The 23,717-nt window shown below is 68.2% G+C and carries 19 protein-coding genes and 1 pseudogene; 4 read left to right on the top strand and 16 right to left on the bottom strand.

Translation table 11 applies throughout. From position 1 onward, the window contains the following. The first annotated feature begins 208 nt into the window (after window positions 1-208). The gene (locus ACW4E8_RS36090; protein WP_010812791.1) at window positions 209-400 is read left to right on the top strand and encodes a hypothetical protein; all 192 of its coding nucleotides are present in this window, start codon (window positions 209-211) and stop codon (window positions 398-400) included. A gap of 9 nt (window positions 401-409) precedes the next feature. On the opposite strand, the gene ACW4E8_RS36085 is transcribed toward ACW4E8_RS36090, so the two are convergent. The 3 genes from ACW4E8_RS36085 to ACW4E8_RS36075 are packed head-to-tail and all read right to left on the bottom strand — an operon-like array spanning window position 410 to window position 4,761. Then, window positions 410-1,663 (bottom strand): arsenic transporter, encoded by a 1,254-nt coding sequence (locus tag ACW4E8_RS36085; protein ID WP_456808872.1) that lies wholly within the window; start codon window positions 1,661-1,663, stop codon window positions 410-412. Between the two features lie 29 nt (window positions 1,664-1,692). Then, window positions 1,693-3,804 (bottom strand): penicillin-binding protein 1A, encoded by a 2,112-nt coding sequence (locus ACW4E8_RS36080; protein WP_456808871.1) that lies wholly within the window; start codon window positions 3,802-3,804, stop codon window positions 1,693-1,695. 30 nt (window positions 3,805-3,834) lie between these two features. Continuing rightward, window positions 3,835-4,761 (bottom strand): alpha/beta hydrolase, encoded by a 927-nt coding sequence (locus ACW4E8_RS36075; RefSeq protein ID WP_456808870.1) that lies wholly within the window; start codon window positions 4,759-4,761, stop codon window positions 3,835-3,837. 190 nt (window positions 4,762-4,951) lie between these two features. Between ACW4E8_RS36075 and ACW4E8_RS36070 the strand changes: the two genes are divergently transcribed. Next, window positions 4,952-5,194 (top strand): hypothetical protein, encoded by a 243-nt coding sequence (locus ACW4E8_RS36070; RefSeq protein WP_456808869.1) that lies wholly within the window; start codon window positions 4,952-4,954, stop codon window positions 5,192-5,194. Window positions 5,195-5,238: 44 nt separating this feature from the next. Then, window positions 5,239-5,337 (top strand): annotated as a pseudogene (locus ACW4E8_RS36065) (sigma 54-interacting transcriptional regulator); the annotation flags it as partial. 45 nt (window positions 5,338-5,382) lie between these two features. Here ACW4E8_RS36065 and ACW4E8_RS36060 read toward each other — a convergent pair. From ACW4E8_RS36060 to ACW4E8_RS36030, 7 genes are all read right to left on the bottom strand, one after another. After that, window positions 5,383-5,784 (bottom strand): DUF779 domain-containing protein, encoded by a 402-nt coding sequence (locus ACW4E8_RS36060; RefSeq protein WP_456808868.1) that lies wholly within the window; start codon window positions 5,782-5,784, stop codon window positions 5,383-5,385. Between the two features lie 2 nt (window positions 5,785-5,786). Beyond that, on the bottom strand, window positions 5,787-7,307 hold the full coding sequence (gene adh / locus ACW4E8_RS36055) for an aldehyde dehydrogenase (RefSeq protein WP_456808867.1): 1,521 nt from the start codon (window positions 7,305-7,307) through the stop codon (window positions 5,787-5,789). A gap of 222 nt (window positions 7,308-7,529) precedes the next feature. Continuing rightward, the gene (locus tag ACW4E8_RS36050) at window positions 7,530-8,813 is read right to left on the bottom strand and encodes a c-type cytochrome (protein WP_456808866.1); all 1,284 of its coding nucleotides are present in this window, start codon (window positions 8,811-8,813) and stop codon (window positions 7,530-7,532) included. Then, window positions 8,813-9,373 carry a (2Fe-2S)-binding protein gene (locus tag ACW4E8_RS36045; RefSeq protein ID WP_456808865.1) on the bottom strand — a complete coding sequence of 187 codons (561 nt, stop codon included), beginning with the start codon at window positions 9,371-9,373 and terminating at the stop codon, window positions 8,813-8,815. Before ACW4E8_RS36045 ends, ACW4E8_RS36050 begins: the two co-directional genes overlap by 1 nt. Continuing rightward, complete coding sequence (locus ACW4E8_RS36040) at window positions 9,370-12,204, bottom strand: xanthine dehydrogenase family protein molybdopterin-binding subunit (RefSeq protein ID WP_456808864.1); 2,835 nt, start codon at window positions 12,202-12,204, stop codon at window positions 9,370-9,372. The genes ACW4E8_RS36045 and ACW4E8_RS36040 overlap by 4 nt, the downstream gene beginning before the upstream one ends. Before the next feature lie 490 nt (window positions 12,205-12,694). After that, window positions 12,695-13,033: an antibiotic biosynthesis monooxygenase family protein gene (locus ACW4E8_RS36035; protein WP_456808891.1), complete on the bottom strand. Its 339-nt coding sequence runs from the start codon at window positions 13,031-13,033 to the stop codon at window positions 12,695-12,697. Between the two features lie 25 nt (window positions 13,034-13,058). Then, complete coding sequence (locus tag ACW4E8_RS36030) at window positions 13,059-13,688, bottom strand: LysE family translocator (protein ID WP_456808863.1); 630 nt, start codon at window positions 13,686-13,688, stop codon at window positions 13,059-13,061. A gap of 84 nt (window positions 13,689-13,772) precedes the next feature. Here ACW4E8_RS36030 and ACW4E8_RS36025 point away from each other — a divergent pair, with 84 nt between their 5' ends. Beyond that, window positions 13,773-15,098, top strand: coding sequence for an aminotransferase-like domain-containing protein (locus tag ACW4E8_RS36025; protein ID WP_456808862.1), 1,326 nt, complete (start codon window positions 13,773-13,775; stop codon window positions 15,096-15,098). 22 nt (window positions 15,099-15,120) lie between these two features. Here ACW4E8_RS36025 and purU read toward each other — a convergent pair whose 3' ends face one another. From purU to ACW4E8_RS35995, 6 genes are all read right to left on the bottom strand, one after another. Beyond that, window positions 15,121-16,017 (bottom strand): formyltetrahydrofolate deformylase, encoded by an 897-nt coding sequence (gene purU, locus ACW4E8_RS36020; protein ID WP_456808861.1) that lies wholly within the window; start codon window positions 16,015-16,017, stop codon window positions 15,121-15,123. Window positions 16,018-16,047: 30 nt separating this feature from the next. Continuing rightward, complete coding sequence (locus ACW4E8_RS36015; RefSeq protein ID WP_456808860.1) at window positions 16,048-18,543, bottom strand: GcvT family protein; 2,496 nt, start codon at window positions 18,541-18,543, stop codon at window positions 16,048-16,050. A 97-nt stretch (window positions 18,544-18,640) separates the two neighbouring features. After that, window positions 18,641-19,492 carry an EamA family transporter gene (locus ACW4E8_RS36010; RefSeq protein ID WP_035820878.1) on the bottom strand — a complete coding sequence of 284 codons (852 nt, stop codon included), beginning with the start codon at window positions 19,490-19,492 and terminating at the stop codon, window positions 18,641-18,643. Window positions 19,493-19,590: 98 nt separating this feature from the next. Beyond that, complete coding sequence (locus ACW4E8_RS36005; RefSeq protein WP_456808859.1) at window positions 19,591-20,724, bottom strand: 2-aminoethylphosphonate--pyruvate transaminase; 1,134 nt, start codon at window positions 20,722-20,724, stop codon at window positions 19,591-19,593. A gap of 39 nt (window positions 20,725-20,763) precedes the next feature. Continuing rightward, window positions 20,764-22,578: a putative 2-aminoethylphosphonate ABC transporter permease subunit gene (locus ACW4E8_RS36000; RefSeq protein WP_456808858.1), complete on the bottom strand. Its 1,815-nt coding sequence runs from the start codon at window positions 22,576-22,578 to the stop codon at window positions 20,764-20,766. After that, complete coding sequence (locus ACW4E8_RS35995; RefSeq protein WP_456808857.1) at window positions 22,569-23,681, bottom strand: putative 2-aminoethylphosphonate ABC transporter ATP-binding protein; 1,113 nt, start codon at window positions 23,679-23,681, stop codon at window positions 22,569-22,571. Before ACW4E8_RS35995 ends, ACW4E8_RS36000 begins: the two co-directional genes overlap by 10 nt. Between the last annotated feature and the right edge of the window lie 36 nt (window positions 23,682-23,717).

The following is a 23,717-nucleotide window of genomic DNA, read 5'->3' as shown; positions in this document are numbered from 1 at the left end:
GGGGCATGGCAAGGTGCGGCGCGGTGGGCCGATTACGCCACAAGCCGACATTGTTCCGTGAATAGTTCATGACATCGCTAAAGCCCGCGCCGCACAACGCCGACAAGCGAACATAATGTCTGCACAACGCTAGGCAGCCCGCCATAAAGCCGCCGGCACCCGGCCGCTGCAGCGCGCGGCCTGACTCTTTGTCGGGAATAACGTAATCATGCCGATTGCCTTTCCGTGCAGCAGCCTGATGCTGCTCCATGTGGTCACAGTGCCGCTGCCGGCCACGCCGGTGGAAACGGGCGTGGCGGAACACCACGCCAGTGCCGTGCGCCATGGCGCGACCGGCCTGCGCCGGCCCCTGCTGCAGGCCGCCAACACCCCCGCGGCCAATGACGCCGCCACCAGCTGAGTCAGCTGTTTAAAGAAGCAAAAGCGCCAGTGCCGGCAGCATCGCTGCCGGCATGACCACGGCCCCCACGCGCAGGAACTGGCCGGCGCTGACCATATGCCCTTCGCGCCGCAGCGCCGTGAGCCACAGCAGCGTGGCCAGCGAGCCGGTGACGGACAGGTTGGGGCCAAGGTCGATGCCGATCAGCACCGCACCGGTCACGGCATGCGAGGCATGTCCGCCCGCCAGCGCCGAGGCGGCGATCAGGCCGGCCGGCAGGTTGTTGGCGATATTGCCCGCCAGCGACACCACCGCGCCCACGCCCAGCAGCGCCAGCGCGCCGCCGTCGCGTGACGCCGCTGCGACGGCATCGGCCAGGTGGCCGATCACCACGGTCTGCTCCAGCGCCGCCACCAGCACGAACAGCCCCGCCACCATCGGCAACACCCCCCATGACACCTCGCGCAACGCCGGCACCAGCAGCTCGCGCCGGGTGGCGCAGACCAGCAGCAGCGTGGCCACGCCCGCCGCGCAGGTCGGCCAGCCCAGGTCGTTGCCGCGCAGCGAGGCCACCAGCAGGATCAGGCCGGTCAGCACGATGCCCAGCGCGGTCAGCCGGGCCTGCGGCGACAGCGGCGGCACCGGCACGTCATGTTCGATGGACTCGGCCAGCGCCGCGCGCTGCGTCCACCACAGCGCTGCCAGCGTGGCCAGCACCGCGGCCAGCGACGGCAGCGCGAAGCTCGCCAGCCAGCCCGCCAGCGGCGGCATGCGTGCGCCGAAGATGACCAGGTTGGCCGGGTTGGAGATCGGCAGCACGAAGCTGGCGGCATTGGCGATGAAGGCGCACGCGTACAGGTAGGGCAGCGGATGCCGGACCCGCGCGGCGCGGGTGGCGGCCAGCACCGCGGGCGTCAGCACCACGGCGGTGGCGTCGTTGGACATGAATGCCGTCACCAGCGTGCCGAAGCCGTACACCAGCAGAAACAGCCGCAGCGCCGAGCCGCGCGCCCGGCGCACGGCCAGCGCGGCGACGTGGTCGAACAGCCCGGTCTTGCGGGCCAGCTCGGAGATCAGCATCATGCCGGCCAGAAACAGGTACACGTCGTAGCCGCGCAGCACCGCCGCCAGCGCGTCGGGCAGCGTCAGCAGGCCGGTGGCGCACAGCAGCAGGGCGCCGGCGGCGGCCCAGAAGGCTTCGGGCAGGCGGAACGGGCGGAACAGGACGCCGGCCGTGGTCAGCGCGGCGACCGACCAGATCAGCAGCGGGGCGTGGCTGGACATCGGGATCGGGACAGTGGAAACCCGGAAGTCTACAGGCTGGCGTCTGCGGGGACAGCCAGCGTGGCAGCGCCGGGCGCCGGCAGGCCAATTGCCTCGCTGGTGACGGGCGTCGGCGCGGGGGCAGCCGGCGCCGCGGCCGCGGGCCCGCCGAGGTTGCTGGCGACCGGATCGACCGCCGGCGCCGCCGCGGGTGCCGGCGGCGGGAAGCCGATGGCAGCGATGCCGTGGCTGCCATCGGCGTACTCGGCATACATCCAGTCGTCGCTCACGCGGACCACGCCGGCGGGCGCTTCGGCTTCAGGCACGGGCACGCCCGCAAGGCGGCCCTCCATATAGGCGGCCCATACCGGCAGCGCGGTGGTGGCGCCGAATTCATGCTCGCCCAGGCTGCGGTTGTTGTCGTAGCCCATCCACGCCACCGTGACGACGCCGCCAGCGTAGCCCGCGAACCAGCCGTCGACCGAATCGTTGGTGGTGCCGGTCTTGCCGGCCACGTCGTCGCGGCGCAGGTAGCGGCGCACGCCGGCGCCGGTGCCGTCGTCGACCACGCTGCGCAGCAGGCTGTCCATGACGAAGGCGTTGCGGGCGCTGATCACGCGCGGCGGGGCCGGGCGGTCCGTGGCGTCGCCCGGCTCGGCAGAGAACAGCACATTGCCTTCGCTGTCAGTGATGCGCGCGATCAGGTAGGGCTCGATGCGGTGGCCGCCGTTGGCAAAGACGCCATAGGCCGCGGCCAGGCGCAGCGGCGAAGTGGTGCCGGTGCCCAGTGCCAGCGGCAGGTAGCGCGGCAGCCGTCTGGGCGCGAAGCCGAAGCGGCTGGCGAACTCCACCGCGTACGGGATGCCGATCGCCTGCAGCGTGCGGATCGCCGGCAGGTTGCGCGATTCGGCCAGCGCCTGGCGCACGGTGATGGGGCCGACAAAGCGCCCGTCGTCATTGGACGGCTGCCAGCGCGAGCCGTTGGGCAGCGGCGCGTCGTTGATCAGCGTGCCGGGCGACACGCCGCGCTCCAGCGCCGCCGCATAGACGAAGGGCTTGAAGGTCGAGCCCGGCTGGCGCTGCGCCTGGGTGGCGTGGTTGAAGCGGCTGGTGGCAAAGTCGGCGCCGCCCACCATCGCCTCGATCGCGCCGGTGGCGCTGTCCAGCGATACCAGCGCGGCCTGCGGACCCTGCGACAGGTCCTTGACGAACTTGCGGTGGCGCCGCGCGTAGCCTTCCAGCCCGCCGTGCACCGCATCGTAAGCCAGCGTCTGGCGCACCGACGACACCGTGGTGTAGACGTTCAGGCCACGCGTGTAGGCCTCGTCGCCAAAGCGCTCGCGCGCCAGCTGGCGCGCGAGTTCAGCCACGTATTCGGCATGCCCGGCAAAGCTGCCGGGGCTGTCGTCGGAGATCGCCAGGCGCGCGGCGCGGGCCTCGCGGTAGTCGTCCTGGCTGATCATGCCCAGCGCCAGCATGCGGCCCAGCACATATTCCTGGCGCCGCTTGGCGCGCGGGAAGTTGACCACCGGGTTGATGGACGAGGGGGCCTTGGGCAGCCCCGCCAGCATGGCCGTCTCGGCCAGCGACAACGACGCCAGCGGCTTGCCGAAGTACGCATGCGCGGCGCTGCCGAAGCCGTAGGCATGCTCGCCCAGGTAGACCTGGTTCATGTACAGCTCAAGGATGCGGTCCTTGGGCAGGGTCTGGTCGATGCGCCAGGCCAGCAGCATTTCATACCACTTGCGCGCCAGCGTCTTCTCGCGCGACAGGTAGAAATTGCGCGCCACCTGCATGGTGATGGTGGAGGCGCCCTGCGCATAGCCCTGGCCCAGGTTGGCCAGCGCGGCGCGCAGCACGCCGGGGATGTCGACACCCTCATGCTCGTAGAACTGGTCGTCCTCGGCTGCCAGCAGCGCCTGGACCATGCGCGGCGGCATCTGCCCGAAGGGGATGAACTCGCGGTGCTCGCTGCCGAACTCGCCGATCTGCACGTTGTCGCTGGTGTAGATCCGCAGGGGCACGTCGGGCCGGTAGTCGCGCAGGGCGTCGACTGGGGGAAGCTGCCGCAGGCTTACCACCGCGGCAAAGCCGGCAAGCAAGGCACCGGCTGCAGCCAGCGCCAGTACGGCGCCGCCTGCCTTGACTGCGATTTTTTTCATGCGCGCATTTTACCCGCTGCCTGACTAACGCTAGCGGCTGGCCGCCAGCGGCAACGGATTGCCGAGCTCGTCATGGTCGATGGGCGGCGTGCCGGTGGCGGCCGGCGGGGCGGGCCGGGCGGGCTGGGCCGTAGCCACGCGCAGCCTGGCCTGGCTGTGATGCCGGGCAAATTCGCACAGCGCCAGCCAGGTTTCCTCGCGTTCGATAATGGTGAAGTGATTCGTGGTCGGCACGGTCTGCAGCGCCACCGGGCCGGGCCAGGCGGCCATGAGCCGCTCTGAGCATTCATGGGGCACTACTTCATCGGTCTCGGCCAGCAGCACCTTGGTGCTCTGCACGACCTTCTTGCAATGCGAGATCGAATCGAAATGGTGGCGCATCAGCTGGCGCAGCGGCACCAGCGGGAAGCGCTTGCGCACCAGTTCAAGCAGCGAGTCGTAGGGCGTGATCAGCTGCAGGCTCTCGAAGTCCTGCAGGTCCGCCAGCTGGATCGCGACGCCGGTGCCCAGGCTGCGCCCCACCACATGCACGCGGGTGTCGGGGAAGACACGCCGCGCATGCAGCAGGAACTGGCTGGCGTCGGCCACTGCGGCACCCTCGGACGGGAGGCCGTCGGAGTGTCCCAGGCCGCGGTAGTCGTAGGTGGCGAAGGCCATGCCGGCGGGCAGCCAGCGCGCATACTGCAGCGTTTCGAGCACATCCTCGCCACGCCCGGGCAGGTAGAACAGCAGGTCGCGCACGTTGTCGCCGGGGGTATGGTAGATGTAGCCGCGCACCACGCCGCCGGGGATCAGGTGCGAGTAGCCAATGATGCCGTCGGGCAGGTCGCGCGGCGGACGCCGGCGCGCATCGAACAGCAGCCGCTCCTGGTTGAGCGTCAGGTAGGTCCAGTAGCAGGCGAAGCCGCTGGCAGTCATCAGCGCGGCTGCCAGCGTACGGCGGGTGATCAATGGCATGGCTAGTCTTCAGTGTCGCTGCCAGGCGAGGCGCACCAGCGCCGGCCTTGCCGCCCAGCCGCGCAGCCTACCTCATTTTTGTCAGGCCCGAGCGTGCAGCGCAAGCCGGCCGGCGCAGTTCTTGTACGATATACCTCATTCACGCGCGCGCACCCCTTCCCGAGACGACGCGCATACGGAGCAAACAGGCATGAGCGAGCAGAAACTCGAGCAATACCGCGCCGAAGAGGCGCAGGCAATGGAACGCGTGGTCGCGGCCACGCGGCAGGTGCAGGTGGCCTTCACCGCCTTGCAGACCCACTATCCGCCGCAGGGCAGTGGCAAGCCATCCAAGCTTGCGCTGCAGACGTTCGATGCGGCGCTGCAGGCGCTGGAAGATGCCCAGGCCACCTTCGACGAGATCCTGAACGACCTGCTCGACGAAAAACGCTGACCCCGGCCCGGCATGGCGCGGGGGCAATACGTGGCCGGGAGCCTGTGATAGGGTTGCCGGACTACATCACCATCCTGGTCCAGGGCCGCACCGGCACCGGCAAGGAGTGGCTGGCGCGCGCCAGCCACTCCGCCTCGGGGCAGGCATCGGCAAGCTGCCATCGGCAGGCAATCACCCCATGCGCACCCTCACAACCCCGGCTGCGCCGCCAGCCACGCAGCCTCCTCATCGCTGAACAACTCCGACCGGGTCAGGAACCGCTTCCCCGTCCGTCCCTCCAGCGAGAACATCCCGCCCGCGCCCGGCACTACATCGATCACCAGCCGCGTGTGCTGCCAGTACTCGAACTGCGCCCGCGTCATGTAGAACGCTGCGCCGCCGATCTCGCCCAGGCAGACATCGGCCGCACCCACCAGCAGTTCGCCGGCGGGGTAGCACATCGGCGCACTGCCGTCGCAGCAGCCGCCGGACTGGTGGAACATCAGCGGGCCGTGCCGCGCGGCCAGCTCCGCGATCAGCGCGAGCGCGGCCGGGGTTGCCACCACGCGTGCGACCGGCGCGGTGGCGGGAGCGGATGTCGAGCCCGCCATGGTCAGAAGAACCCGAGCGCGTTGGGGCTGTAGCTCACCAGCAGGTTCTTGGTCTGCTGGTAGTGGTCGAGCATCATGCGATGGTTCTCGCGACCGATGCCGGACTGCTTGTAGCCCCCGAATGCCGCATGCGCGGGGTAGGCGTGGTAGCAGTTGGTCCACACGCGCCCCGCCTGGATGCCGCGGCCCATGCGGAATGCGCGCGCGCCGTCACGTGTCCAGACACCCGCACCCAGCCCGTAGAGCGTGTCGTTGGCGATGGCCAGCGCCTCTTCCTCATCCTTGAAGGTGGTCACCGATACCACCGGCCCGAAGATCTCTTCCTGGAAGATGCGCATCTTGTTGTGGCCGGCGAACACGGTCGGCTTGACGTAGTAGCCGCCCGCCAGGTCGCCGTCCAGCACGTTGCGCTCGCCGCCGGTGAGGCACTGCGCGCCTTCCTTGCGGCCCAGGTCGATGTACGACAGGATCTTCTCCAGTTGTTCGGCGGACGCCTGCGCGCCGATCATGGTGCCGGTGTCGAGCGGATGGCCCTGGCGGATCGCGGCCACGCGCTTGAGCGCGCGCTCCATGAAGCGGTCGTAGATCGATTCCTGGATCAGCGCGCGCGACGGGCAGGTGCAGACCTCGCCCTGGTTCAGCGCGAACATGGCAAAGCCTTCCAGCGCCTTGTCGAAGAATGCGTCGTCGGCGGCCAGCACGTCCTCGAAGAAGATGTTGGGCGACTTGCCGCCCAGCTCCAGCGTCACCGGGATCAGGTTCTGCGACGCGTACTGCATGATCAGCCGGCCAGTAGTGGTCTCGCCGGTGAAGGCCACCTTGCTGATGCGCGGGCTCGATGCCAGCGGCTTGCCGGCTTCCAGCCCGAAGCCGTTGACCACGTTGAGCACGCCCGGCGGCAGCAGGTCGCCGATCACTTCCATCAGCACCAGGATCGAGGCCGGCGTCTGTTCCGCAGGCTTGAGCACCACGCAGTTGCCGGCGGCCAGCGCCGGGGCCAGCTTCCAGGTGGCCATCAGCAGCGGGAAGTTCCACGGGATGATCTGGCCGACCACGCCCAGCGGCTCATGGAAATGGTAGGCAATGGTGTCGGCGTCGATCTCGGAGATGCCGCCTTCCTGCGCACGGATGCAGCCGGCAAAGTAGCGGAAGTGGTCGACCGCCAGCGGCAGGTCGGCGGCGGTGGTTTCGCGCACCGGCTTGCCGTTGTCGATGCTCTCGGCCACGGCCAGCAGCATCAGGTTGGCCTCGATGCGGTCGGCGATGCGGTTCAGGATATTGGCGCGCTCGGTGGTCGAGGTGCGTGCCCACGCGGCCTTGGCGGCGTGCGCGGCATCCAGCGCGGCGTCGACATCCTGCTGGCCGGAGCGCGGCACGCGCGTGAACGGCTTGCCGGTGATCGGCGTGATCGATTCGAAGTACTCGCCGCCGGCGGGCGGCACCCAGGCGCCGCCGATGTAGTTCTCGTACTGCTGCTTGTAGGGGTTGCTGACGCCCAGCTGGGTGATTTCCGCCATGTTCATGTCTCGCTCCGTTCAGTGATTTCTGTGGTGTCGTCACGGCATTCCGGCCGTGCGCACGGCAGGCAGATCGCAAGAGCTGTGCCGGGGCGGGAATCGAACGAAAGAACGGGGAAAAGCGGGGGGGCGCGTGCGCGTGGCACGGGTGGGATATGTCACGCGCCGGCACGGCTGTGCCAGCGCGTGACACCGGGTGTTCCAGAATGGAACACCCGGGGCAGGGCTTCAGTGCCCGGGGCCTGCGGCGCGCAGCGCCTTGACCGCGGCGGGGGTCACGTCGGCCGGCTGGCCGCCCCAGGTGGCGCGCAGGTAGTTGGCCAGCTGCGCCAGCTCTTCGTCGCTCATGCGCGCGGCAAAGCCCGGCATGTCCTGCATGGCCTCCAGGCCGGGGAAGCGCTGCGCCTCGATGCCGTCGAGCATCGACACGATCAGGTTGCGGGCGTCGGTGTTGCGCACGGTGGAGTTGCCGGCCATCGATACCGCCACGTGCGGCTTGCCTTCGCCCTCGCGGCCATGGCAGCCGGCGCAGACCGCCACATAGTGGCGGCGGCCCGGTGCCAGTTGCGCGGCATCGGCGTTGACGGGCTTGACTGGCTGCGGTGCGGGCGGCTTGTCCCCCAGCAGGTAGGTCGTCATCGCCGCCAGGTCGCCCTGGTTCAGGTACTGGCTGCTCAGATGCACCACCGGGTACATCTCGCCGAAGGCCGAGCCCTGCGGCGCGATGCCGATGGCAAAGAACTGCTGCAGGTCGGCCGCGGTCCAGCCGCGTGCGGCCAGCCCGGCCGGCGTGAGGTCCGGCGCGCCCACGCGTGCCAGCGCGGCGCCGGCCAGCGGCTTCGACAGGTCCAGCCGCCCGAACGCGGCGCGCGGCGAATGGCATTCGGCACAGTGGCCAAGCGCATTGGACAGGTAGCGGCCGCGCTGCCAAGACTCGGAATTGCCGGCGGAGGCATCGGGCAGCTTGTCCTCCAGGAACAGCAGGTTCCAGCCGGCCAGCGCAAAGCGCAGGTTGTACGGGAACTGCAGGTCGTGCGGGCGGTTCGGCACGGCGGCCGGCTTCACCTGCATCAGGTAGGCATACATGGCATCGGTATCCGCGCGCGACAGGCCGCGGTACGAGGTGTACGGCATCGCCGGATAGAGGTGCTTGTCCGGCGCCTTGCCGTCATGCAGCGCGGTGTAGAAGTCGTCGGCACTCCAGTTGCCGATGCCGTAGGTCTTGTCGGGCGTGATGTTGGTGCCGTAGAACTTGCCGAACGGCGAGGCCAGCTCCACGCCGCCGGCAAACGGCGCCCCCTGCGGCGCGGTATGGCAGGCGGCGCAGTCGGCCGCGCGCACCAGGTAGCGGCCGCGCGCGATCTGCTCGGCGGGCGACAGCTGGCCCTTGGGCGCCTGGTCGGCGGCGGGCGCGACGGCTTCGGTGTTGCCGCCGCAACCGGCCACCAGCGTGGCGGCGGCCAGCGCGGCAATGGCCACGCGGGCGAAGGTCAGGAAGGCGGGGCGCTGCATCACTTGGCGCTCCCGCTGTCCTTGACCAGTCCCGGCGTGCTGGTGATCACGTCCTTCACGGCTTCGAAGTAGCGCACATAGCCCGTGCAGCGGCAGATATGGCCATCCAGCGCGGTGGCGATGGTCTCGTTTACCTTGTCCTTCGCCACCGGCTTGCGCTTGAGCTGCTCCACCAGGATGGTGGCGCCATTGACGAAGCCCGGCGTGCAATAGCCGCACTGGAAGCTGAAGTGGTCCAGGAACTTCTGCTGCACCGGCGTCAGCTCCACCACCTCGCCTTTCTCGTTGCGCTTGCCGTGGCCTTCCACGGTGCGCACCTTGCGGCCCTGGAACCAGTGCGCGCCGGTGATGCAGCTGCGCACTTCCTCGCTGGTGCCGTCGGCCTTGTCGTGGATCAGCACGCAGGCATGGCAGATGCCCTGGCCGCAGCCCAGGCGCGAGCCGGTAAGGTCCAGGTATTCATGCAGGAAGTCGATCATCATCAGGCCATCGGGCACGTCGAGCGGGCCGACGTCCTTGCCGTTGATGTTCAGGGAAAGCGGTTGGGTGGCGATGCTCATGCCAGTACCTCCTGGATCTTTTCGGCCGTGACCGGCAGGTCGGTGAAGCGGTGGCCGATGGCATGCGCGATGCCATTGACGATGGCGCCCACCACCGGGATCATCACCACCTCGGCGATGCCCTTGGGCGGGTCGGTTTCAGAGACGGGCGGCAGCACCGTGCCGGACTGGGTCCACACCGCCACGTCGCTGGCGCGCGGCAGGTGGTAGCGGTTGAAGTTCCAGGTGCCGTTGCCGGGGCCGTCCTCGTAGAGCGGCAGGGTTTCATGCAGCGCGTGGCCGATGCCCATGGCGACCCCGCCCTGCAGCTGGCCGGACACCAGCTGCGGCGACAGCTGCGTGCCGCATTCCATGATGGAGTGGTGCGACAGCACCTCGACCTTGCCGCTGGCCTCGTGCACCGACAGCTCGACAAGGGTGCCGACCGCGCTGTAGTACGTGACTGAGGCGTTGTTGCGCTGGGTGGTCGCGACGTAGACCTTCTTGCGGTCCAGCACGTCATAGCCGCCGCTGGTGCGCATGCGCGCCTTGCGCGCGCCGTCAGCGCCATCGCCGTAGCGCACCGACAGCCCATCCACCGGCAGCCGCGCGGCGTGCCCGCTGATGTCGAAATCGGCCTCGCTCCACTGCCAGCGGTTGAATACGTGCACGGTGGCGCCGGTGACCAGGCCCATCTCATGCGCCTTGGCTGCCAGCTGCTCCAGCGGCAGCGCCTGCAGGCCGCCGGCGCTGAGCTTGCCCTCGACCCAGCGCGCGTCTTCCACGCGCACCACCAGCGAGGCCGCCTGGCCGCCGCCGATGCCCTGGCTCCAGATCGCCATTGCCGCCGGCCACAGGCCGTGCAGGAAGATCACGCGCGCGGCTTCGCGCGTGCTGTGGGTGAAGTAGTAGGCCGAGTTGGTGGCGCTGGCGGGCGACGCGTACGACGGCGACCAGCGCGGGTTGGCGCACAGCCGGTCCTGCTCGGCCTGGCTCATCAGGTACGGATCGCCCGAGGTCACCACCGGCAGGTCGGCCCAGTCGGTGACCGAGGTACGCACCTCGGCCGCGGGCTTGCCCAGCCAGCGCGCCACCGCGGCGGCCTGCGAGGTCGACATGCCGGTGCCGATCTCGGCGCCGGAGTGGTGCAGCGCGATGCTGCCGTCGGCCCTCACCTCGACCTTGGCAAACGAAGCTTCCGCACCGGTGCCGAAGTCCTTCTGCACGCAGGCAAAGCCCACGCCGTAGCGGCGGCCGGGGTTGGCGGCTTCGTGCTCCGCCTTCTTCTTCGCGCGGCCGGTCCACAACGGATGGACCTTCGCGGCTTCCAGCACTTCATCGACACGGATCGCGCCGGCAGGGATGGCGCCCTGCGTGTTCTTCATCCCCGAGCGCAAGGCGTTCTTCAGCCGGAACTCGATCGGGTCGAGCTTGAGCTGCTCGGCGAACTCGTCGACCATCATCTCGGTCGCGGCCATGCTCTGCAGCGTGCCGTAGCCGCGCGCGGAGCCTGCGTCGATGGCGCGCGAGGCGATTGCCACCGCGGTCAGGTCGTTCTTCGGGAAGTAGTAGATCGATTGCGCCGCGGTCGCGCCCACCATCGCCACCGACGGCGAGAAGTTGGCGCGGCCGCCGCCGTTGGCCTCCAGGTCGCCCTGGAAGGCCTGGAACAGCCCGGTCTTGCGGTCCACCGCGATGCGGTAGCGCATCTTGAAGGCGTGGCGCTTGATCGAGGTCTGGAACTGCTCGTAGCGGTCGTTGGCCAGGCGCACCGGCTTGCCCTCGGCATAGAGCGCCGTGACCAGGCCGTAGAACGGGAAGTTGTAGTGGTCCTTGGAGCCGTAGCCCACGGTGTAGCACGGGTGCAGGAACACCTGCTTCACCGGGAACGCGCCCTTGGCCTTTGCCAGCATCTCGGCCGCGCTCTCGGCGACCTCGATCGGGGACTGCGTCGGCACCACCAGGTGCAGCGCCTGCGCGGCGGCGTCGTACCAGCAGTTGGCGTTGTCGGGCTCCAGCGCCGCGGTATCGACCGACTGCGAGTTGTACTCGCGCTCCAGCACCAGCCAGTCCTCGGGCGGCTTGGCCAGCTGCGCGCGGATCGCGTCGGCGTGGTACATGCCCTGTTCGCCGAGTTGGCCGTGGTCCTTGCCGTCCGGCCACACCGGCTGGTGCTTGCGCATCATGCTGGGGAACACCGGCGCGTTCTTCAGGCTGGAGAACACGTCGTCGTCATACGGCGTGGTGCCGCCCACGCGCACGAAGCGGAAGGTGCCCCACGGATCGCGCTCCAGCGGGCCGGTCCTGGCGCCGTAGCGGATCACGTCGTCGCGGAACTTGAGCTTGTCCTTGGCAAAGCGGAAGCGCGCGAAGTCGTGGTAGATCAGGATCGCCACCGCATGGCCCAGGTAGGCCGGGGTCTTGCCCGCGGGCAGCAGCATGTCTACGCCGTAGAACGCGGGGAAGGCCACGCCGTCGCGGGCAAGGTCTTCCGCGGTGACCACGCGGTCAGGCTTCAGGTCGCCGCCGAGCGCGGCGAGGTCGAAGCCCTCATACGTGCGGTCGGCCTGCGTGGCGCGCAGGATGAAGGCGTGAGATTGCTGCGGCGGCCAGTGCGGCATGTCGCGCGAGCGGATATCGCGCGCGAACACCTTGGCGCCGGTGACCTTGGCGATGCCGTCGATGCGGAATTTCGGGACGCCGGCCTTGGGGTCCCACTGGATCGGGGTCAGGAGCTTGTCTTCGAACAATGCCGCGAAGGCTTTGCCGCCGATGGGTGCGATATAGACCGACACCCCGGCCACGACGCTGGCTTTCAGGAAAGTGCGCCGTGAAGGGTTGAAGCTGGGCATAAAGATTCCTCGGGAATGCGCTGCTACTGCAGCCGGCGCGCGACGTGCGGGATCAACGGGGATCGTGACAAGATGGCCGAAGCAGTGCCTGGCCGCACGCGGTGATGTCGCGTGCGTGGGCCTGGCTGCGTAGCCGTGGCGCCGGAGAGGGCTGGTGAGAGGTGGGGCAATGTCTTGTTATCTGTCGTGGCACGGCCTGGCGCGCTGACCGGGCGATTTTGCGTTGACGTCAGGGTATACCGCAAGCCGGGGTGTGGAATAGCGGGTATCAGCAGGGGTTGATACTCGCGGGCGCGCGGTTGTGCATTGCGTCATGGCGCGGGTCGGTGCCGCAAGCCATGCCTGGAGCCGTTGTCCGCACGAAGAGACAGGCAGATCCCTGCCGCGCGGGCGGCGGCAGGGACCGAAAGAATTCAGATCGCCGCCAGAATCATTCATATCCCGGCGTGCGGCCGGCCGTCCAGATATCGGCCGGGCACGGTGACGGCGGTTACCCCTGCCGCTGGCGCCGGCTGTCGGGCACGAAATGCTGGAGCGAACCGTCGCCATAGGCGCGCTGCACTTCGGATATCACCACGTGATAGCCGTCATACCACTTGCGGTACTGCCGCTTGGCGTCCAGGTGCCGCGGGTGGGTGGCAAAGGCCTGCAGGGAGTCCTTGTCGCGCCAGTAGTAGCTGGCGTTGGACAGCTGGCCATCTGGCGAGCGCCAGGACTCGGCACCGACAAAGCCGGGCATGCCGGCCGCGATCTCGTCGATCAGGGCGCTAAGGCGGTGGAACTCGTCATCGGCCTGGCCGGGCCGGTAAATAAAGGCTGCGATATACATCAAGGACTCTGCGTGAGAAACGGTTTCAGGCCGGGCGTGAGGTCAGCACCAGCCGCAGCGCCAGCAGCACCAGCACGGCTGCCAGGCCGCGTGACTGCAGTGTTGCCGCCTTGGGGTGGCGTGACAGGAAGCGGCGCACGGTGCCGCCAGCCGCTCCGAGCAACGCGTGAAACACGGTGGCGAGCACCGTCAGGACCAGGCCGAGCATGAGCAGCTGCTGGGCCACGCCGCCCTTGCCGGGATCCACGAACTGCGGCAGGAAGACCATGAAGAACAGCAGCGCCTTGGGATTGAGCAGGCTGTTCAGCATGGCGCGCACAAACACCGAGCGCAAGGACGCTTGCGTCACCACTGCCTCTTTCAGCGCAAGCGGCTGCCGGAGCGCCTTGACCGCCATCCACAGCAGATAGGCCGCGCCGGCATAGCGGATCAGGTCGAACGCCGGCGCCCATGCCATCACCAGGGCGGTGATGCCGGTGGCTGTCAGGACCGTGAGGATCAGGTCGGCCACGGCAATCCCCAGTGCCGTCGCAACGCCGCCCCGAGGGCCATAGGTGATGCCATGTGCCATCACGAATGCCATGTTCGGGCCGGGTGACAGGAGCAGCAGCATCACTGCCGCCGCGAAGATCGACAGGGTGGTCAGGGCAATCATGTGCAGGAAATGGTTAGCGTTGACTAGGCATGCAGGCTATTCTTCAGGCCTGATACACGCAAAGAATTGTTCTAGATACAAAGCATGGCCCACGCGCGCTACAAAACCATTGTTGACGAGATTGCCGCACGCATTCATTGCGGCGACCTGCCTCCGGGCACCCAACTGCCGACGGTGCGTGCGCTGATGAAGCAGTACGGCGTGGCGCTGGCGACCGCGGCACGCGTCTACGTCGAACTGGAGGCTGTCGGGCTGGTGGTCGGCGAGACCGGCAGGGGCACGTTCGTGCGCGATACCTCGCTGCCGCGCGGCCTGGGGCTGGAGCAGCATCCGGTGCGCGCCGGCGCGGTGGACCTGACCTTCAACTATCCGTCGTTGCCCGGGCAGGTTGAACTGCTGCGCGACGGTTTGCGCAGCATCGCGGCCTCGGGCGATCTCGACGCGCTGCTGCATTCCGCGCCGCAGGGCGGGCGCCCGCACGAACGGCAGGCCGTCGCCAGGCACCTGCGCAACCGCGGCATCCGCGTGCCGGGCAGCCAGGTGCTGATCGTCAACGGCGCGCAGCAGGGCCTGGCGGTGACGGTGATGGGACTGCTCAATCCCGGCGACGTCTTGGCGGTTGACGCGCTGACATATCCGGGCATGAAGGCGCTGGCGCAGTTGTACCGGCTCGACCTGGAGCCGTTGCCGGCGACCGCCGCGGGCCTGGACCTGGATCGGCTTGCCGCGCTCTGCAAGCGGCGTCCGGTGCGGGCGGTCTACACCATGCCGACCATGCACAATCCGCTGGGCTATGTCATGAGCGAGGCGGACCGCGGCCGCCTTGCTGCCTTGGCGCAACGGCATGATCTGCTGATCATTGAAGACGGTGCCTACGCCTTCCTTGCCGAACCGGCGCCGAAACCGGTGTTCACCCTCGCGCCAGAGCGGACCGTCTACGTCTCGGGCTTGTCGAAAAGCGTGGCATCGGGCCTGAGGATGGGGTTCGTCGCGGCGCCCGGGCCGCTGGTGCCGGCCCTGGAACGCGCCATTCGCGTGTCAACCTGGAACACGCCGTCGCTGACTGTGGCGCTCGGCTGCCTCTGGATCGAAGCGGGCACGGTCGATGACCTGGAGGATCGCAAACGCAAGGATGCCCGGCGCAGGCAGAGCCTGGCGCGGCGCATCTTGCGTGGCTGCCGCATCACGGCGCACCCGTCATCGTACTACTTGTGGCTTGAACTCGCGGAGGACCTGCGCGCCGACCAGGTCGCGGCCGCCCTGGAGCAAGAGGGTGTGCTGGTGACGACGGCCGAGCCGTTCGCGGTTGGCACGAGCGTGCCGCATGCGCTGCGGCTGGCGCTCGGGTCGATCTCCATGGATGCGCTGGAGCAGGCGTTGCGCAAGGTCCGGCGGGTGGTGGCCGGCTGAAGCGGCGGCAAAGGCTGCCGCGTCAGCGGAACACCAGCGTCCTGCCGCCGTTGCGCAGGACCCGATGTTCCGCATGCCATTTCACCGCCCGCGCCAGCGCCACGCATTCCACGTCGCGTCCGATCGCGGTCAGCTGCGCGGCGTCCATGGCATGGTCCACGCGCGCGACTTCCTGTTCGATGATGGGGCCTTCGTCGAGGTCGCCGGTCACATAGTGCGCTGTGGCGCCGATCAGCTTGACGCCGCGCTCATAGGCTTGCGCGTAGGGGCGCGCGCCCTTGAAGCTGGGCAGGAAGGAATGATGGATGTTGATGGCGCGGCCCTCCAGGCGGCGGCACAGGTCGTCGGATAAGACCTGCATGTAACGGGCCAGGACGACCAGGTCGATACCGTAGTCGCAGACCAGGTCCCACAGTCTCGCTTCCTGCGCGGCCTTGCCTTGCGGCGTGGCATTGAGCAGCGGCAGGTGATGGAACGGGATGTCGTAGCTCGCCGCAAGCTGGTAGAAGTCCTTGTGGTTGGAGACGATCGCCGGAATCTCGATGGGCAGCTGGCCGGTGCGGTAGCGGAACAGCAGGTCGTTCAGGCAGTGGCCGATCTTTGACACCATCAGCATCACGCGCGGCTTGCGCGCGGCGTCGTGGAGGGACCAGTCCATCTCATGCGCGGCCGCCACGCCGGCCAGCGTGCTGCGCAGGGCTGCGAGCGTATCGCCGGCATCCTGGCCTTCGGGCAGCGGCCGCTGGAAGTGCACGCGCATGAAAAACCGTGCGCTGTCGCGATCGCCGAACTGCGCGGAATCGACGATATTGGCGCCGGCTTCCACCAGCAGGGCCGAGACGGCATGGACAATGCCGGGACGGTCGGGGCACGACAGCGTCAGGATGTAGCTGGCGGTTTCGGTCTGGATCACTGGCATGGGCACTCCGGTATCCGGTTGCATCGATGTTCAGGCCTTGGTCCGCTCGCTGGACGGATCGTACGGCGCGCGCAGGTGGATGCGGGCAGGCAGCAGTTCCCCGGCCAGGTCTACGTGGTACTTGCCGCCCTCGATCCATGCCGCGTCGGCCGGACCATCGTCGCGTGCCAGCAGCCCCATGCCCACCGGGCAGCCAAGGGTGTGGCCGAACGCGGCGGACGTCACGAAGCCGGCGGGGCGCACGGTGCCGTCCTGGGCGGTGCGCAGGATCGCCTCGCCGCCCCAGAGCATGGCCTCGCTGGCGCCGTCCAGCGTGACCACGGCAACGCGCCGCCGCACCTGCGCGGCACCGCCGGCAGCGCGCAGCTTGAGCAGCGCTTCGCGTCCGCGGAACGGGATGTCCGTGTTCAGCTTGCAGGCAAACGACAGCCCGGCCTCGAACGGATGGATGTCGGTGGTCAGTTCGCGGCTCCAGGCGCGGTAGCCCTTCTCGATGCGCAGCGATTCGATGGCGTAGTAGCCGGCGTTGACCAGTCCGAAGCGTTTCCCGGCTTGGTGCAGGGTGTCATGGACGCCCACGGCGAATTCCACCGGGACGTACAGTTCCCAGCCCAGTTCGCCCACATAGGTCAGGCGTGTGGCGCGCACCGTGGCATAGCCGAGATCGATCTCTTTCGAGGTGCCGAACGGGAACGCCTGATTGGAAAAATCGGTGCGCGACACGCTCTGCAACAGCTCGCGCGAGCGCGGGCCCATCACGGCCAGCACGGCGTACTGGCCGGTGACATCGACAATCGCGCAGCGCTTGTCGGCGGGAATCAGGCGCTCGATATAGTTGAAGTCGCGCGTGGTCTGCGCCGAGCCGGTCACCAGCAGGTACTGGTCGTGCGCCAGCCGCGTCACGGTCAGGTCGGATTCATAGGTGCCGCGATCGTTGAGCATGGCGGTGTACACGGTTTGCCCCGGCGGCACGGCCACGTCGTTGCTCATCACGTATTGCAGCACGGCCTCGGCATCGGCACCCTTGACGATGTACTTGGAGAACGAACTCATATCGAACAGCGCCACCGCCTCGCGGCAGGCGCGGTGTTCTGCGCCGCTCCACGGCAGCCAGTTCTGCTGCCCGAACGAGTAGCGGATCTCGGGCGATTGTCCGGCAGGGGCGAAGAAGTTTGGCCGCTCCCAACCCATCTTGCTGCCGAAATTGGCGCCGGCAGCGTGCAGGTGGGCATAGAGCGGCGAGCGGCGGAACGGCCGCGCCGTATCCAGTTCCCGGTTGGGCCAGGGCATCGCGTAGTGCAGGCCCAGCGTTTCCTTGACGCGGTCGTGCAGCCAGCTTTCGTTGCCGTTGAAGCCGGCAAAGCGGCGGATATCGACCGGCCACAGGTCCATGGTCGGCTCGCCCGCGACGATCCATTCCGCCAGTGCCATGCCGGCGCCGCCGGCAGACGCGATCCCCATTGAGTTGAAGCCCGCGCCCACGTAGAAATTGCGCAGCTCTGGCGCTTCGCCGAGGATGAAGTTGTTGTCCGGCGTGAAGGACTCGGGGCCGTTGTAGAACTGCTTGACCTGCGCCGACTCCAGTGCCGGCACGCGGATCAGCGCGTTCTCCATCAGGATCTCGAACTGGTCCCAGTCATCAGGCAGCAGCTGGAACTCGAACGGCTCAGGAATGCCCTGCATGCCCCACGGCTTGGCATTGGGCTCAAAGCCGCCCATCACCAGCCCGCCCACCTCCTCCTTGAAGTAGATGAAGCCGTCCGGGTCGCGCATCACCGGCAGGTCAGGGTGCACGCCGGCGATGCGCTCGGTGACGATGTAATAGTGCTCGGCCGAGTGCAGCGGCACGGTCACGCCGCACATCTGGCCGACCTTGCGCGCCCACTGGCCGGCGCAGTTGACCACGATCTCGGCGCCGATGCGGCCTTCGTCGCCGGCCTTGTTGCGCCAGCTGACGCCGGTGGCGCGGCCATCGCGGCTGTGGATGGCGGTGACCTTGGTGTCCTGCGCGATCACAGCGCCGCGTGAGCGCGCGCCACGTGCCAGCGCCTGTGTGAGGTCCGTCGGGTTGGCCTTGCCGTCGCCCGGCAGCCACACCGCGCCAAGCAGGTCGTCAGTGCGCATCACCGGCCACAGTTCGCCGGCCTGGGACGCAGAGATGACTTCGCATTCAACACCATAGGCCCGCGCCACCGCTGCGGTGCGGCGCAGTTGCGTCATGCGCTCAGCCGTGCGCGCCACCGACAGCGACCCGCATTGCTTCCAGCCGGTGCCAAGGCCGGTTTCAGCTTCCAGCTCGCTGTAGAGGCGGGTTGAGTAGCGGATCAGCTTGGTCATGCTCTCCTGCGCGCGCAACTGGCCGACCAGGCCGGCCGCGTGCCACGTCGTGCCGCACGACAGCTGCCCTTGCTCAAGCAGCACCACGTCTTTCCAGCCCAGCTTGGTCAGGTGATAGGCCACGCTGCAGCCGATGATGCCGCCGCCGATGACGACGACGCGGGATTGGGACGGGATGACAGGGGACATGGCGGGAAAACCTCGGCAGGAAAGTGGTTGGCGTTGCCTGCCATGTTATGCAAAACAACGCCAACAAACAACACAAAATGCAACATTCATCGGCGGCTCAACGCGCCAGTTGCAGTGTCAGGATCCCCGCCAGGACCAGCGCGGTCGCAATGAGCCGCCGCCGGTCGAAGGGCTCGCGCAGCAGGAAGTGCCCCAGCAGCGCGGCAAAGATCACGCTGGATTCACGCAGCGCCGCCAGCTTGGTCACGGGCGCCATGGTCATCGCCCACAGCATCAGCGCATACGAGCCCACCCGGTTGATGCCGCCGATCCACGCGCGCTTCCATTCCGTGCGCATCAGCGTGACCAGCGCGGTGCCGCGCCGGCTGAAGGCGTAGGTCGGCATGAAGATGTGCGACATCGCCTGCAGCCAGACGATGTAGGTGAAGACCTCGCCGTAGCGCTTGACCGCGGTGCCGTCGATCACGGTGCCGCCCGCCAGGCAGGCCCCGGCCAGCAGCGCAAAGCCGAGCAGGTCGGGCGATTGCCGGCGCCAGCGCACCAGGCTGACCAGCCCGCAGCAGATCAGCGCAATGCCGGCATAGCCGCCTGGCCCCAGCCGTTCGCTGCCGGCCAGCAACAGCAGAATCGCCACCATCATCGGCGCCGAGCCGCGCATCAGCGGATAGGCCTGGCTGAAATCGCCGCGGTTGTAGGCGGCTACCAGCGACAGCTTGTAGCCCACCTCCAGCGCCACGGTCGCCAGCAGGAAGGGCCACACCTGCGGCGCGGGCAGCGGCACCAGGAACAGGAAGGGCACGGCCACCAGCAGGCAGAAGGTGTCGATCAGCGCCATCGACGACAACCGGTCGCCGCCGATCTTGACGATGGCGTTCCACGACGCGTGCATCAGCGCGGACAGCATCACGGCGGCAAAGGCGAGGCCGTGAAAGTCGGGGGGGAGGGACATGAAGGGTTGAGTTTGCGAACCGATGGGTTGCTCCCCTCTCCCGCAGGCGGGAGAGGGGAGCCTGCTGCTAGGCGAGTGAGGTGAAGATGGTCAGGGAGTCAAGCCGCTTCCGCCAGCGGCGCCTGCGCCTTGATACCCATCTCGCGCAGCACCTCGCCGATTGCCGTCACGACATTGCGCATCTCGTTGTCGTCGATTGCACCAATGCAGCCAACGCGGAAGGTCTCCATCTGCGTCAGCTTGCCCGGATACAGGATGTAGCCGCGCTCGCGCACCCTGGCGTAGAAGGTCTTGAAGTCATAGCGCGCATCGGCCGGCGCATGGAAGGTGACGATGATCGGCGCCTGCACTGCCGCCGGTAGGAAGGCGCGGAAGCCGAGTGCGGCCATGCCCTGTACCAGCGCGTCGCAGTTCCTGCGGTAGCGCGCGCCGCGCACCGGCTGGCCGCCTTCTTCCAGGAACTGGTCGAGCGCGGTGCGGAAGGCCGCCACCACGTGCGTGGGCGGCGTGAAGCGCCACTGCGTGGTCTTCTGCATGTAGACGTACTGGTCGTACAGGTCCAGCGCCAGCGAGTGGCTGTTGCCCTGGCTGGCTTCCAGCACGTCCTTCTTCACCAGCACGAAGCCCATGCCCGGCACGCCCTCGATGCACTTGCCGGTGGCGGCCACCAGCGCGTCGAACGGCATGGTGCGGGCGTCGATCTCGATCGCGCCGAACGAGCTCATCGCGTCGACGATCAGGCCCTTGCCCAGCCGCTGGCACAGCGCGGCGATGTCCTGCAGCGGGTTGAGCACGCCGGCGCCGGTCTCGCAGTGCACCTGCGCCACGTGCGTGATCGACGGGTCGCGCCGGATGGCCTCTTCGATCACCGCGGCGGTGGCGGGCTGGTCTTCGGGGATCGGCAGTTCCACGCTGGCGCGGCCCAGCACCTTGCAGATCTTGAGGATGCGCTGGCAGTAGGCGCCGTTCTGCGGCACCAGCACCTTGCCGTCGCGCGGCACCACATTGGCAATGGCGGCTTCCACCGAGAAGGTGCCGCTGCCCTGCATCGGCACGCACACATGGGTGCCTTCGCCGTGGACGATGCGCACCAGGTCGTCGCACAGGCTGCGCGTGATGGTGTTGAAGGCGGCGTCCCACGAACCCCAGTCGCGCAGCATGGCCTGCTTGGTGGCGAGCGAGGTGGTCAGGGGGCCGGGGGTCAGAAGAATCGGGTCGTTGCCGCGAATCATGGTGAGCTCCTGATTGGGAAGGAGTGGAGATAAGGAAAGTCAGTCGTTGCCCTGGCGCCAGGCCTGGGTCTTGCAATCGAGCACGCGTTGCAGCACGTAATAGAGCAGGCAGGCGAAGGCCGAGGTCAGCACCACCAGGGTTGCCATCGCCGCCGCGGGGCCGATGTCGCCGGATTCATCCAGGTTGACGATCTCGACCGAGGCCAGCTTGGTGTCGGCGCCGTACAGGAACACCACCGCCGAGACCGTGGTCATCGCATTGATGAAGAGGTAGCGCGAGATCTCCAGGATGGCGGGCAGGCAGGCCGGCACCGTGACCTTGAAGAAGGTCTTGTAGAACGGCACCTTGAGCGACGCGGACACGGCTTCGAACTCGCTGTCGAGCTGCTTGAGCGCGGTCACGGCGGTCAGGTGGCAGGATGCGTAATAGTGGACGATGGTCACCAGCACCAGGATCCCCAGCGTCTGGTACAGCCCGTGCATCGGGTTGGCCTGCGGCACGAAGAAGAAGATGTAGCCCAGGCCCAGCACCAGCCCCGGCACGCCCATCGGCAGCACCGCCATCAGCCGCACGAAGCTGCGCAGCCAGTCCATGCCGCGGGTCTTCTCCAGCAGGTAGGCGGTGGCAAAGATGAACACCGGCCCGGTTACCGCGGCCAGTCCCGCCATGCGCACGCTGTTCAGGTAGGAATCGACCACGCCGCCCTCGACCAGGCCCACCCGGTAGTGGTTCAGCGACAGCGAGAAGTTGTACGGCCACAGCTTGACGAAGGACGCGTAGATCGCCATGCCCATCACCGCCAGCATCAGCGCCGCCATCAGCCAGCAGAACATCGCCATGGCCAGGTCGAAGCGGCGGCTGCGGCGTGGCACGTAGGGCACCGAGCGTGCCGACATCAGCGCCATCTGGCGGCGCTGCACGCGCGCATCGACGTAGTAGGTGACGGCCACCGGCACCAGCAGCATCAGCGACACCACCGCGCCCTGCGAGAAGTCCTGCATGCCGATCACCAGCTTGTAGATGTCGGTGGCCAGCATATGGAAATTGCCGCCGATCACCTTGGGGATGCCGAAGTCCGAGATCGCATAGGTGAACACCACCATCGCCGCGCTGACCAGTCCGTAGCGCGCGCCCGGCACGGTGATGGTGAAGAACTTGCGCACGGTAGAGGTGCCCAGCGCATCGGCCGCCTCATACAGCCGCGCGTCGGTCAGCGACAGCGCGGTGATCAGGATCATCAGCGCATGCGGGAAGGTGGCGAACACCAGCGAGGCCACGATGCCCAGCGCCCCGTAGATCTGCGTGCTGCCCATCCAGGGCTTGAACAGCCCCTGGTTGCCGAACCAGAAGATGAAGGAGATCGCCGCCAGCAGCGATGGCGCCAGCAGCGGGATCAGCGCCAGGTTGCGCAGCAGGCCCTTGCAGGCGATGCGGCTGCGCGTCAGCGCATAGGCAAAGCTGAACGCCAGCGGCACCGTGATGCAGGTGGCCAGGGCAGAGACCCACAGGCTGTTCCACACCGAGCGCAGCAGCGCGGGCGACTCGAAGTACGCGCGGAAGTGCGCGATGCCGGCCAGGCTGCCGTCGCGGTTCTGCACGCTCTTGGCCAGGATCATCACGATCGGCGCCAGCACGAAGCAGGCGAGCGCCAGCGCGGCCAGCGCCAGCAGCACGTGGGCGAGGCGGTCGGTCCAGTGCGCACGCACGGCGGTGGCGACCAGCGCCGGTGGCGCGGGCTGCGCGCCAGGGTTGGCAGGCCCTGCCGGCGCACTGGTGGCGGGGGCGGGGACGGTATCGGTGGCCGGCATGGTGGCAGACGTATCGGCCGGCGCCGCAGTGAGGCTCATGCGCATGCGTGGCGGAAAATGCGGATACGGTCAGCGGGAATGGCCAGGCGCAGCAGGTCGCCAGTGTTCGGGCGCAGCTCGTGTAGGTCATTGAGGGAGAGGTCGGCGTACAGTGCGCCGGACGCTGCGTCAGGCAGGCGCAGCGTCAGCCGCGAGAACGCGCCGAGGAACTCGATCTTGTCCACGGTGGCCTCCAGCACGTTGGGGCCATGCTGCTCGATGCCGCGCACGCACACGTCTTCGGGGCGGAAGAACACCTGCACGTCCTCGTCGGCGCAGCAGCCCGGGGGCGCGGCGCAGCGCATGCGCACGCCGCCCAGGTGCAGCTCGCCATCGCCGCAGACGCGCGCGCCCAGCATATTGGTCTTGCCGACGAAGTCCGCGGCGAACGGCGTGGCCGGGCGCTGGTAGATCTGCGCCGGCGTGCCCACCTGCTCGATCGCGCCCTGGTTCATCACCACGATGCGGTCGGCCATCGACAATGCCTCTTCCTGGTCGTGCGTGACCAGGACGGTGGTGATGTTCAGCCGCTGCTGCAGCGCGCGGATCTCGCTGCGCAGCCGCACCCGCACGCGGGCGTCCAGCGCGGACAGCGGCTCATCCAGCAACAGCAGGCCGGGCGAGGTGGCCAGTGCGCGCGCAATCGCCACGCGCTGCTGCTGGCCGCCGGAAAGCTGCGCCGGGTACTGGTTGCCGCGCTCGGGCAGCCCCACCAGCGTCAGCAGCTCATCCACGCGGGCGCGGCGCTGGTCGCGCGGCATGCGGCGGTTGACCAGGCCGTAGGCGACGTTGTCCGCCACCGTCAGGTTGGGGAACAGCGCGTAAGACTGGAATACGATGCCGTAGTCCCGCTCCATCGGCGGCAGCGTGGAGATGTCGCGCCCGCCCTGGTGGATGGTGCCGGCGCTCTGCGACTCCAGCCCGGCGATGATGCGCAGCAGCGTGGTCTTGCCGCAGCCCGACGGGCCCAGGAAGCACAGCAGCTCGCCCTGGCGCACGTCCAGGTCGATATGTTGGAGTGCCACGAAGGCGCCGCTGCTGCCGCCGAAGCGCTTGTGGATGCCTTTCAGGCTGAGGTAGGTCTCGGCCGTGGATGGGGAGGTCTGCATGGCGTGGGGCCCGGTGTGTTCTGTTGGGGGACCCGG

This window comes from Cupriavidus sp. CP313 (genome assembly GCF_054072015.1).
Note: the sequence above shows the minus strand (reverse complement) of the source record. Positions and strands in the feature narration are given on the sequence as shown.